This is a genomic window from Arthrobacter sp. TMT4-20, from assembly GCF_054510775.1.
On record NZ_JBTNDW010000027.1, the window covers coordinates 1 to 11,960 of the forward strand.

General features: G+C 63.9%; 8 protein-coding genes and 2 tRNA genes. 5 read left to right on the forward strand and 5 right to left on the reverse strand.

What is annotated here, in order from left to right; translation table 11 throughout:
* Window positions 1-71 (forward strand): IS3 family transposase (locus tag ACX80Z_RS15595; RefSeq protein ID WP_459316512.1); only part of this gene is annotated, 71 nt, incomplete at its 5' end.
* A 64-nt stretch (window positions 72-135) separates the two neighbouring features.
* Here the strand turns inward: ACX80Z_RS15595 and ACX80Z_RS15600 are convergent.
* A complete protein-coding gene (locus ACX80Z_RS15600) occupies window positions 136-2,058 on the reverse strand; it encodes an FAD/NAD(P)-binding protein (RefSeq protein WP_337587474.1) in 1,923 nt (640 codons plus the stop codon).
* 125 nt (window positions 2,059-2,183) lie between these two features.
* On the opposite strand from ACX80Z_RS15600, the gene ACX80Z_RS15605 reads away from it, so the two are divergent.
* Window positions 2,184-4,280 carry a prolyl oligopeptidase family serine peptidase gene (locus ACX80Z_RS15605; RefSeq protein ID WP_459316507.1) on the forward strand — a complete coding sequence of 699 codons (2,097 nt, stop codon included), beginning with the start codon at window positions 2,184-2,186 and terminating at the stop codon, window positions 4,278-4,280.
* 64 nt (window positions 4,281-4,344) lie between these two features.
* Window positions 4,345-4,432: transfer RNA gene (locus ACX80Z_RS15610), tRNA-Ser, on the forward strand.
* Window positions 4,433-4,542: 110 nt separating this feature from the next.
* On the opposite strand, the gene ACX80Z_RS15615 is transcribed toward ACX80Z_RS15610, so the two are convergent.
* Window positions 4,543-6,657: a RecQ family ATP-dependent DNA helicase gene (locus ACX80Z_RS15615; RefSeq protein WP_459316508.1), complete on the reverse strand. Its 2,115-nt coding sequence runs from the start codon at window positions 6,655-6,657 to the stop codon at window positions 4,543-4,545.
* A 120-nt stretch (window positions 6,658-6,777) separates the two neighbouring features.
* Here ACX80Z_RS15615 and ACX80Z_RS15620 point away from each other — a divergent pair, with 120 nt between their 5' ends.
* Window positions 6,778-8,184 (forward strand): phosphomannomutase/phosphoglucomutase, encoded by a 1,407-nt coding sequence (locus ACX80Z_RS15620; protein ID WP_459316509.1) that lies wholly within the window; start codon window positions 6,778-6,780, stop codon window positions 8,182-8,184.
* 6 nt (window positions 8,185-8,190) lie between these two features.
* Here ACX80Z_RS15620 and ACX80Z_RS15625 read toward each other — a convergent pair whose 3' ends face one another.
* Genes ACX80Z_RS15625 through ACX80Z_RS15635 form a run of 3 tightly spaced genes read right to left on the reverse strand, consistent with a single transcriptional unit; the run spans window position 8,191 to window position 11,387 of the window.
* Window positions 8,191-8,979 (reverse strand): alpha/beta fold hydrolase, encoded by a 789-nt coding sequence (locus tag ACX80Z_RS15625; RefSeq protein WP_459316510.1) that lies wholly within the window; start codon window positions 8,977-8,979, stop codon window positions 8,191-8,193.
* The gene (locus ACX80Z_RS15630) at window positions 8,976-9,515 is read right to left on the reverse strand and encodes a PadR family transcriptional regulator (protein WP_459316511.1); all 540 of its coding nucleotides are present in this window, start codon (window positions 9,513-9,515) and stop codon (window positions 8,976-8,978) included. The genes ACX80Z_RS15625 and ACX80Z_RS15630 overlap by 4 nt, the downstream gene beginning before the upstream one ends.
* 42 nt (window positions 9,516-9,557) lie before the next feature.
* Window positions 9,558-11,387, reverse strand: a complete 1,830-nt coding sequence (locus ACX80Z_RS15635; RefSeq protein WP_459316514.1) for a phosphoenolpyruvate carboxykinase (GTP) — start codon at window positions 11,385-11,387, stop codon at window positions 9,558-9,560.
* 395 nt (window positions 11,388-11,782) lie between these two features.
* Between ACX80Z_RS15635 and ACX80Z_RS15640 the strand changes: the two genes are divergently transcribed.
* Window positions 11,783-11,855: transfer RNA gene (locus ACX80Z_RS15640), tRNA-Arg, on the forward strand.
* Window positions 11,856-11,960 lie beyond the last annotated feature (105 nt).

The following is an 11,960-nucleotide window of genomic DNA, read 5'->3' on the forward strand; positions in this document are numbered from 1 at the left end:
ACGAACGTATCTCGACAAAGCTCAAGGGCCTGAGCCCGGTGCAATACCGGACCCAGGCCCTCGCGGCTTAGGATCTTACTTGGCCAGTCCAACTATCGGGGACCAGTTCATCACGGGGCCCGCCGTTCCGGTTAACTATGTGATCGCGAGGATGGCCGTGGCGATGTCATCGGCGTCCCGGAGCGTCCGGCTACCGGCAGCAGGCGACGTGTGAGCCTGGGCCGCAATTGCTGTCCCCCACTGGACCGAAGCGAGCTGCAAACCCACCACGTACAGGTGCTGGTGCGCGCGACCCGAGCCGTCAATTGCCCGGTAAGGGGGCAGCGTGACGTCCAGTCCCGGCGCGCTGACCGGCGCGCCGTCGGTCGCCATCATCATTTTGGGCCGGACCAGACCGTCGCCGAGTAGTTGGCGCAGTAGCGGGGACAGGGTGGTGGCGGCGCGGTTGGGCGGCATCATCGCGTCGACCAGGTAGCTCGCTGCTACCCCGGCACCCTCCACCCACGGTGACGACGCTTCAAATCGTTCGGTGTCGACGTCGACAACGAACTGGGGGTTGGGCCCGATGAACTGCACCACACCCGCTCGTGCCAGGGCAGCCAGTTGGGCGATCCTGATCGCTGGCGGACCGCTGGCCACGCCCTCCACCAGGGGTTCGAACCATCCCCTGAGCTCGGTCAGCCAGGCCTGATCGGTCAGCCCGCCGTCGGCGACCACCTGTTTGATCACAGTACGGCCAGCATTCATGGCGCCGATCGCCATCTTCAGCGGGCTATCTTCGCCCCTGAAGGACTCGGCAACATCGGCGTCGAGGTAGTCAAGCACCGCTTCCTGGTAATCCTGGGCGCTGGCGAACCTGCGCCCAGCGAACGGGTGGGACAGCCGCTCAACATCGAGGTGGTGAACGGGGGGCAGCTCGCTGGCGAGGACCGCGTCCAGCGCAGCAGTCCATTCCGGGCCGCTCACGGCGATAGCGGTGTGAACTCTCTCCAGGAATCCGTCCGGGTTGGCCACCAGGTCCGCGCCGGCCACCCGCACCAGGGTGGAGTAGTAGGCAGTCACCACGTCACGGTGCAGTAGCGGCCAGATATCGTGGTCGAAACCAGGTGTGATTCCCTGGTCGGCGAACGTTTGCAGCGCCGGTAGCGTGCAATAGCGCAAGGTCACGCTGCGAGGGAGGTAACTATCCAGTTGTGCCTTCGCCCGGTACGGCACCCCTCGCCGGGAGGCAGCAATGATCTGCGGTTCGCTGCCGCTCGGCTGGTAGCTCAGTTTCCCACCCTCGTCGGGGGTGAACCGACCGCCGCGTCCTTCGGTCAGCTGGATCATGGCGTCGAAAAAGTTCAGGCCCAGGCCCCGGACCAGGACCGGCTTTTTGGCAGGCAGTTTTGCCCAGTTGATGTCGGCGGGGACGGCGGGCGGCCAGTATTTGAGGCTGTAGCGTGCGGCGCCGTCCCTTAGCGTCTCCTGTTCGGGGCTGAGCTGCGAGGGAACATGTCCCAGCGCCAGGACCACTGCGTCCGCTGCCAGCACCGAATCGTCGCCTAACCGGAGACGGTAACCGGGAGCCACCCGGGAGATTTCCCTTGCGTCGGTGGCGTGGTGGGTGATCGTGGCGCCGTCACCGCAACGGTCGACCAGCTGCTGATAGATCCACTCCAGATACCTGCCGTACAGGGCACGGCTGGGGAAACCGGAGCTTCCGAGGTCCGACAGCTCTTCGCGGTCGGCATTGGAAAGCGTGGGGACCGGGTCGGATGTCACCAGGACACGCCAGTCGTCAAACGAGTACCCCACGACTGACGGGACCAACCCATGGTCCGGAGCCCCTACGGGCACCACCGTGGGGAACAGCGACGGAGTGTTCATCAGGAAGAGTCGGGACTGGACCGGCCGCCAGACATGGCCCGGGCCGGGGCTTTCCGGGTCGATCACATGGATGTCGAGCTGTTGGCGTTGGTCGGGCGGATGGGCCTCCCACTGGGAAATAAGTCGTTCCAGCACCGAGGTGCCGCGGGGGCCAGCACCCACCACAGCTACCCGAAGACTCCGACCCATGCGCATTCGATAAGGGTATCCGCTGGGCCAGGACGGGAAGGAACCAGTCTGGCGGCGTCGGGGGCCCGGACCTGCGCGGCGGTGCCGGAATGGGTGCAGCGGAAAGGCGTGCATAGGATGGAAATATGACCTCCACCACAGACCAGCACTCCGGTCCGATCCCCGACCACGACGAGTTCCTCTGGCTCGAAGACATTTACGGTGAGTCACCTCTCCAGTGGGTTCACGCCGAGAACGCTGTTACCGAGCAAGAGCTCGTCACCGGCGACTTTCTGGACATGGAGCGCAGGGTCCTGGAGGTGCTCGACTCCACTGACCGGATCCCGATGGTTTCCAAACGGGGCGGGCACTACTACAACTTCTGGCGCGATGAAGAACACCCGAAGGGGCTGTGGCGGCGCACCGACTGGGACAGCTACAACTCCGCATCGCCTCAGTGGGAGGTGCTGCTGGACCTTGACCGGCTCAGCGCCGACGAAGGCGTCGAATGGGTGTGGGGCGGGGCGATGTTCCTCCGACCGGCCGACGGCGAGCCGTATCAGCGGGCCCTGATCGCTGTTTCCCCTGACGGTGGTGACGCCCGGCGGTTCCGCGAATTCGACGTCGTCTCCCGGACCTTCGTCGCCGATGGCTTCGACATTCCCGCAGCCAAAAGTCGGATCAGCTGGGCCGGGCCAGATGCACTGCATCTGGCCACCGACTTCGGGCCAGGGTCAATGACCACCAGTTCCTATCCGCGGACGGTGCGCACGCTGCAGCGTGGGCAGTCCCTGGCTGACGCTGAGCTGTACTTCGACATCCCCGAGCACCACATGATGGCGGTGGTGATGAGGGATCAGACACCGGGCTTCGAGCGGGACATCGCCGTTGACACAATCGACTTCTACTCGAGCCGCACGCACCTTCGCAACAACGGCGAGTGGGTCCGACTGGATGTGCCCGACGATGTGAACGTTTCACTGCACCGGCAATGGTTGATCCTGCGGCCGCGCACCGATTGGGAGGTGGACGGGACGGTGTTCGCCTCGGGGTCTCTGCTCGGCGTCGATCTTGACTCCTTCCTGGCCGGCGACCGATCGTTGACCGTCCTGTTCCAGCCCGACGCGCAGACGTCGTTGCAGTCCTGGAGCTGGACGCGGGACTATCTGCTGGTGAATCTGCTCAGTGACGTGTCCTCGGAAATTCGTGTCCTGAAACCCTCTGAACATTGGCGGGCGGAGGTGCTTGATGCGTGCCCGCCCCTGCATTCGGTTGATGCCTTCGCCGTTGATGACGAGGACGACGTCGACGGGAATGACTACTGGCTGCTGGCCAGCGGGTTCCTGACCCCGACGACCCTGCTGCGCGGCACGGTGGGCGGCGCGCACGAACAGGTCAAGGCGACGCCGTCGTTCTTCAATGACAACGAGTTCACGGTTGAGCAGCACTTCGCGGTGTCCAAGGATGGGACCCGGGTCCCCTACTTTCAGGTCGCGTCGACGGAGCTGGCACTCGACGGGGAAAACCCCACCCTCCTGTCCGGCTACGGCGGGTTTGAGCACGCGATGGTTCCCGCCTACTCGGGAGTGATCGGACGAGGATGGTTGGAGCGGACCACCGAAAGCGGCAGGCACGGGGTGTACGTGCTGGCGAACATCCGCGGGGGTGGTGAGTACGGGCCGGCCTGGCACCGGGCGGCCCTCCACGCCAACCGGCATCGGGCCTACGAAGATTTCGCGGCGATCGCCGAGGACCTGGTGGCACGCGGCGTCACTCGACCAGAGTTCCTCGGCTGCACCGGACGCAGTAACGGCGGTCTGCTGGTGGGGAACATGCTCACGCACTACCCACACCTGTTCGGGGCTATCTCCTGCGGTGTGCCGCTGCTGGACATGCGTCGTTACACGAAGCTGTCGGCGGGCTATTCCTGGATCGCCGAATACGGTGACCCCGATAAGCCCGAGGAGTGGGAGTACGTCCAGACCTTTTCCCCGTACCACCAGCTACGGTCGGGGGTCGACTATCCGCGCACCCTGATCTGGACGGCGACGAGCGATGACCGGGTTGGGCCGGTGCAGGCACGGAAAATGGCGGCCCGGATGAAGGCTCTGTCGATTGACAATGTGTGGTTCCACGAAGCGCTGGAGGGTGGCCATGCCGGCGCATCGGATAACCGGCAGGCGGCCCGCATGCACGTAATGTCGCAGGAGTTTTTGTGGAAGGCGCTGACCGGCGGTCTATAGCTGCCGGCGGTTTTGCTCTTGCCCGCGTCTTACAGGTAGCCTTGGGTGGCTAGTAATAGCCACTGGAGACGTGCCAGAGCGGCCGAATGGGCTTCACTGCTAATGAAGTGTGGGCCTAAAGCCTACCGGGGGTTCAAATCCCCCCGTCTCCGCGTTTTTCAGAAAGCACCCCCGGCCTCGGTTGGGGGTGCTTTCTTTTGCCCGGGCCCCGTACGGGAATGCCCCGGCCGGGTCAGCCCTGTGCTGGAATGCCCCGGCGGGGTCAGGCCTTCAGGGCGAGGACAAACGGCAGCACTTCCTGGGCGCCGGCGTCCCGCAACGCCTTACCGGCGACGGTAATGGTCCACCGGCTGTCTGCAAGATCGTCCACGAGCAGGACCGGGCCCGGGTTTGCGGCAAACCAGTCTCGCCCCTCCTCGGGGACTGCGAAACGATCCCAGACTGCTGCAAGCCGGAATGCGCTGTTGCCGCCCGGAGCCCCGCTGGGCCAGCCGTGCGGTGTCTGCAGGGCACCGAGATACGGGATACGGCCCACCTTGGCGAGACTCTCGGCCAGCGACTGGACCAGCAACGGTCGACGACGCGACGGCACACTGACCACGGCCACGGGGCGCGTCTCCCAGCCCCACTGTGCGAGCACCGAGACGCAGGCTTCGATGGCCAGCGGGCCCAGCGGCTGATCTTCGGCCGTGTCAGCCAGCAGTTCCCGCAGCCGACTCCCCCACCCTAGATCGGTCAGTCGGGCCAGCGCCCGGCCCTCCGCGTTGGCCTGGCCAGCCGGAATCCGTCCCTTGACCGGGACCGACAGCTTGTCCATCCCGCTGGGCCATTGACCCCGCGGGTCAAGTTCGACGCCCACCCTGCTGAGCGCCTTCTGGGCGCTGTCTGAGGCATCATGCGCCACTTCGTCCGAGAACCACGCGCCCGCACAGTTGTCACACCGCCCACACGGCGCAGCTGTCGGATCATCGAGTGCTGCCGCAAGGTACTCCATCCGGCACTGTGTGGTGTTCTCATAGTCCAACATGGACTTCTGTTCGGCGATCCGCGCCTTGGCGATCCGCCCATACCGTTCGCTGTCGTAGACCCACTCCGCGCCGGTACTTTCCCAGCCGCCCTGCACCTTCCGGACCGCGCCGTCCACGTCAAGGACCTTCAACAGCAGTTCCAGAGGGGTGCGTTTAAGATTCACCCGGGCTTCCAAAGCCGGCGTGGAGAGGACCGCGCCGGGCTGCAGTGCCTCGAGCACCCGGGTTGCCTTCTCCTCCGATGGCATCGAGGACGTGGCGAAGTACTCCCAGATTTCGCGGTCCTCAGTGCCCGGCAGGAGCAGAACGTCGGCGTTGGGTGTACCACGGCCCGCACGCCCCACCTGCTGGTAGTAGGCCACCGGTGATGAGGGCGCCCCCAGGTGGACCACGAATCCGAGGTCCGGCTTGTCGAACCCCATCCCCAGTGCGCTGGTCGCAATCAGGGCCTTGACCTCATTGTTCTTCAACGCGGCCTCAGCCGACTCCCGTTCGGCCGGGTCGGTCCGGCCGGTATACGCCAGGACCTGATGGCCGTTCGCCCGCAACAGGTGTGCCGTGTCCTCGGCGGCCGAAACGGTCAGTGCATAGATGATTCCGCTGCCCGGGAGGTCATCAAGGTGGGTCAACAGCCACGCGAGGCGAGACCGGGGGCTCGGTAGCCGGAGGACTCCCAGCCTCAGAGAATCGCGGGCAAGCTTGCCGCGCAGGGTGAATACTTCGGTGCCGTCAGTCCCCAGCTGTTCCTCGACGTCGCTGACTACCCTCGAGTTGGCGGTCGCCGTCGTCGCCAGAACTGGCACACCCGCCGGCAATTGGGTGATCAGGTCACGCAACCTGCGGTAGTCGGGGCGGAAATCATGCCCCCAGTCGGAGATGCAGTGTGCCTCGTCGATGACCAGGAGCCCGGTGCGTCGGATCAATTCGGGCAGGTGGCGTTCCCGGAACGCCGGGTTATTCAGCCGCTCCGGTGACACCAGAAGAACGTCGACCGAGTTGTTGTCGAGTTTGTCGGTGATCTCCTGCCAGTCCGTCTGGTTGGCCGAGTTGATCGCTTCGGCACGCACCCCGGCCCGCGCCGCAGCCGCGACCTGGTCCCGCATCAGCGCGAGCAGTGGGGACACAATCAGCGTTGGTCCCGCCCCCCGGGCGCGCAGGAGCAGGCTCGCGACGAAGTAGACGGCCGACTTCCCCCACCCCGTGCGCTGGACCACGAGGGCCCTGCGGCCACCGTCCACCAGGGCCTCGATCGCCTCGAACTGGCCGTCGTGGAACTCGGCGTCCTCTCGTCCAACGAGGGTCCGCAGAATAACCGCTGCCTGATCATGAAGTGTGGTGGTGTCGACCATGAGCCTAGTATCGCAGTCCCCGCTGACAGCCGTGCCTGCGGGGACTGCGGTTGTGGGAAACCCCTTTGACCTGGCCTCCACAGTCCTTCTCCAGAGGGAGCCAGCGGTTAGACTCTGTCCGTGACTAAATCCTTTGACCTTTCAGCGTCCTTCAAGGCCTATGACGTGCGCGGCATCGTCGGCGAGAGCATCACCTCCGAAATTGTCGAGGCGGTAGGCGCTGCGTTCGTTGACGTACTCGATCTCGCTGGCGCCACTGTCCTGGTTGGCGGCGATATGCGGCCGTCCTCACCGGAGTTCAGTAACGCCTTCGCAAAGGGCGCCACCCGCCGCGGAGCCGACGTCGTCCTCCTCGACCTCATTTCGACCGACGAGCTCTATTACGCCAGTGGCACCCTCGACGCTGCGGGAGTCACCTTTACCGCCAGCCATAATCCGGCTGAGTACAACGGGATGAAGATGTGCCGTCCCGGCGCAGTACCCGTCTCCTCCGAGACGGGGCTGGTAGAGATTCAGGCTCTCGCCGAGCGATACCTGAACACCGGTGACATCCCCGCGGCGGAACGAACCGGCACCATCGGGGTCCGCGACGTGCTTCGCGGGTACGCCGAATACCTGCGCTCCCTCGTGGATCTGTCAGGATCGCGCCCGCTGAAGGTGGTCGTCGACGCTGGCAACGGCATGGGCGGGCTGACCACTCCCGCCGTCCTGGGTGATGCGCTGCTTCCGAACCTCCCCCTCGACATCGTCCCCCTGTACTTCGAGCTCGACGGGTCGTTCCCAAACCACCCGGCCAACCCACTGGAACCGGCGAACCTCCTGGACCTGCAGGCAGCAGTGCTCAGCAATCAGGCGGACATCGGGATTGCGTTCGACGGCGACGCCGACCGCTGCTTTGTCATTGACGAGCTTGGGAATCCGGTGTCGCCGAGTGCCGTCACCGCGATGGTGGCACGCCGAGAAATAGTGCGCGCCCAGGCCGCCGGCGTGAGCGCCCCGGTCGTCATCCATAACCTCATTACGTCCCGGGCCGTGCCCGAGCTGATCGAACGGCTGGGTGGACGGCCGGTCCGCACCCGGGTGGGACACTCGTTCATCAAGGCAGTGATGGCCGAGGAGGGCGCCGTTTTCGGCGGAGAGCACTCAGCCCACTACTACTTCAAGGACTTCTGGAACGCTGATACCGGGATGTTGGCTGCCATGCATGTCCTCGCGGCGCTGGGCGAGCAGCCCGGCCCCCTCTCCGACCTCGGCCGCGAGTACGAGCCGTACTTTTCCTCCGGCGAGATCAACTCGCGCCTGGATGACGTCCCGTCCGCTGTTGCCCGCGTCCGCGAGGAGTTTGGCAACGACGGTGTCACCGTTGACGAGCTCGACGGGCTCACCTTCACGGCTGATGACGGGTCCTGGTGGTTCAACCTCCGCGCCTCGAACACGGAGCCTTACCTGCGCCTGAATGCCGAAGCGATCGACCCGCAGATTCTCGGGACCCTGACCGACGAGGTCTTGGGGCAGGTCCGGCAGTAGAAGGGCCTACCGGGCGGTCGTGTCCGGGACGTTAAGGCCAGCGTGCACCGACCCGTTGATCCACTGACGCACGACCTCATTGAATAGAGGAGGGTCCTCGACATTCCAGACATGGTGCATTCCCGGGACAACCGCAGCCACGCCGTGGGGAACGGTCCGGGCGATCACCTTCAGCGCATCGCATATGGCCCGGGGTTCCTTGCCACCGGCGAGCGCCAGCAGCCGCCTGCGGTACTCAACCAACCCGGGCGGCAGACCGCCTGCGAACACTTCACCCAGCATCCGATGAGCGTTGGCGCTCTGCATCCTCAGGCCGTGTTCCACAAACACGCCATAGCTATCCGCCGGGAGCCTGAAAGCCCGCGCCTGCAACTGCCAGAACCATTTATAGTCCCAACATCGAAGCTGCACTCGGGCCAGGGCACCCGTGACGCCGTCGACGCCGAGAGCTGGCACCCCACTGACCAGCGAGCTGGTTACCAGGCGTGGGTGCCTCGCCAATAGACGGAGCGCCACGACACCTCCAAGGGAAAGCCCCACCAGATGCACTGGGCCGTCGGCTTTTGTCCTGATCAACTCAGCCACCTCGTCCGCAGCGTGATCCAGGCTTATCCACCGCTCGCCAGTTCGGGCGCCGAAGCCGGGGAGGTCCGGGGTGATGACCTGATAGTCATTGAACGCTTCGACTTGCGGTTGCCACATCCAGTTCGCGACGTTCCCGCCATGCAGAAAAACGACGGACGCGGAGGCGTTGCCTTGCGCCGGGTGGAGGACCGGGAACTGGAGCGCCGTCATGGCAAATCCTTTTCGACTTCGTCCAGCCAGTCCAGCTCGGCGCGGACATGACTGATACCGTTCCGGAGCGTTGCGAATCTCATGTACTCCGCCCGGGCCTGTGGGGCACCCTCGCCCGGTGCCAGCTGAGCCAACAACTCATTCAGCAAGGACTCCGCGGTCATTCTGCGTTGCGCAGTCAACGCAAGAATCTCGCTCCGCTGAAGCGTGCCCGAAAAAAAGATCCGGGCCAGAAAGGGGTCCCGTTCCCGGTAGGCGTCGGGTGCAGATACGAGCCACTCGCCGAGGGTGGCTCTACCGGCCTCGGTGATGTGGTGCTCCTGACGGTCCGGCAGGCCAATCTGCCGCACGATCTTCACCTCAGCAAGGCCGTCGGTGACCAGCCTGCTCAGGGTGCGGTAGATCTGCGCTTTGTCGGCAGACCAGAAATGGTTGACACTCGTGTCGAATCGTTTTTTTAGGTCATAGCCCGTCATTGGGGCAACGGCGAGCAGGCCCAGAATGACGTGAGAAAGGATCATACCAAAGTAGACCATGCACCTAGTTGACTTGTCTACTAGGTGCATGGTCTACCAAAGTTAGACCCCGAATCGCTCCTTGAGGCCCTTCAGCTGATCCTCCAGCTCGGACGGCAGGGACTCCCCAAACCGCGAGTACCACTCCTCGATACCCTGCAGCTCGGCCGCCCACTCCTCGGGATCCACCCGCACCGCGGCGTCCACCTCTTCTGGCGTCATATCCAGCCCCGTGAGGTCAAGTGATGCGCCCGTCGGCACATAGCCAATGGGCGTCTCGACGGCATCGGCGGTACCCTCGAGCCGTTCGATCACCCATTTCATCACCCGCGAATTCTCGCCGAAGCCCGGCCAGGCGAACCCTCCGTCGGCGGTCCGCCGGAACCAGTTCACCAGGAAGATTTTCGGCAGTCGCTCCTGATCTGCCTTGCTGCTCAGGGTGATCCAGTGGCGTAGGTAGTCACCGGCGTCGTACCCGATAAACGGAAGCATCGCCATCGGATCGCGGCGCACTCGACCCACCTCGCCAGCGGCGGCGGCCGTCGTCTCGGACGACAGGGTTGACCCCATAAAGATTCCGTTGGCCCAGTCGCGCGACTGGGTAACCAGCGGCACCGTGGTTTTCCTACGGCCGCCAAACAGGATGGCCGAGATCTCGACGCCATTGGGGTCGTTGAACTCGTCGGCAAGCATGTCGATCTGGTCGATCGGCGTGCAGAACCGCGCATTCGGGTGGGCCGCCGTCTTGTCAGACGACGGCGTCCAGTCGTTCCCCTGCCAGTCGGTCAGGTGCTCGGGCACCTCAGCGGTCATTCCTTCCCACCAGACTCCGCCATCGTCAGTCAGCGCAACGTTGGTGAAGACTGAATTACCCTTGGCGATGGCGCGCATCGCGTTCGGATTGGTCAGCCAGCCCGTACCCGGTGCCACACCGAACAATCCGGCTTCGGGGTTGATCGCACGCAGCTCACCCTCATCACCGAACCGCATCCAGGTGATGTCATCGCCCAGCGTCTCGACCTTCCACCCTTCGATAGTTGGGTCGAGCAGGGCGAGGTTGGTCTTACCGCAGGCCGAGGGGAACGCTGCGGAGACGTAGTAGGTCTTGTTCTCCGGTGAGGTGAGCTTGAGGATGAGCATGTGCTCAGCCAGCCAGCCCTCATCACGGGCCATCACCGAGGCGATCCGCAGGGCATAGCACTTCTTGCCCAGCAGGGCGTTGCCGCCGTAACCGGACCCAAACGACCAGATTGAGCGCTCTTCCGGGAAATGGACAATCCACTTTTCCGAGTTGCAGGGCCAGGGAACGTCAGCCTCACCCTCGGCGAGGGGCGCACCCAGGGAGTGCAGCGCCGGCACGTACTCGGCGTTGAGCTCGGTCATCCGCTCCAGCACCTCGGTGCCGATGTTCGCCATGATGCGCATCGAGGTGACTACGTAAGCGCTATCAGTGATTTCAACGCCGAATTTGGGATTCACCGCATCGAGGTGACCCATTACAAAAGGGATCACGTACATGGTGCGCCCGCGCATCGATCCGGTGAAGAGGCCTCGCAGCTTCTCCTTCATCTGACTGGGGTCCATCCAGTTGTTGGTGAACCCAGCGTCGCGCTCGTTTTCGGAGCAGATGAAGGTCTGCTCCTCCACACGAGCCACGTCCGCGGGGTCCGAAAAGGCCGCGAACGAGTTGGGGAACGTTTCAGGGTTAAGCCGACGCAGGGTTCCGGCGTCCACCAGCTCGTCGGTCAGCACCTTATTTTCGGCCTCGGAACCGTCGACCCAATACACCCGGTCAGGCTGAACCATGTCGGCAACTTCCTGCACCCACGCGACTAAAGCTGGGTGTGTGGTCGGTGCCGGGGTTTGCAACCCGCCGACGTGCACTACGGGCATGCCGCTCTGATCGGTTGCCTTCAGGTTCTTGTCTTCAACCAGTTGGCGCAAAGGATCGCCCATAACATGTCCCTTCGTTGGGTGGGTGGTGTAACGATGCTATGGTCCATGTCACTCCCAGCCCTTGCACCATCGACGGGCTCGGGATGGGGTTTGTGACGGTATTTCCCTAGAATCCACGGTGCTGAGATGCTGTCAATACCCCGCAATGTGATTAAGGTCACGTAGACCGGTCTAGTCCGGGTGGTCGTGCAAGTCGCGGTGACTGGCCCAAAAGCTTCTACCTTCCCCCCGAATTAGGCGTAACTCAGCAATAGCTGTAAAGTTATCCAAGGCCAAGAACGGCGTGACTGACGCAGGAATGCGTTGAACATATCGCCGAAGTTGACCAGATTGCGTGCGTAGCTCAATGGATAGAGCACCTGACTACGGATCAGGAGGTTGGGGGTTCGAGTCCCTTCGCGCGCACAGTGTTATGAGTCGCGACATGGACTACATGTGAGTCGCGACATCGACGACACCCCCAGCTTCGGCTGGGGGTGTTTTCTTTTGTCTGGATTGATAGTTGCGGGT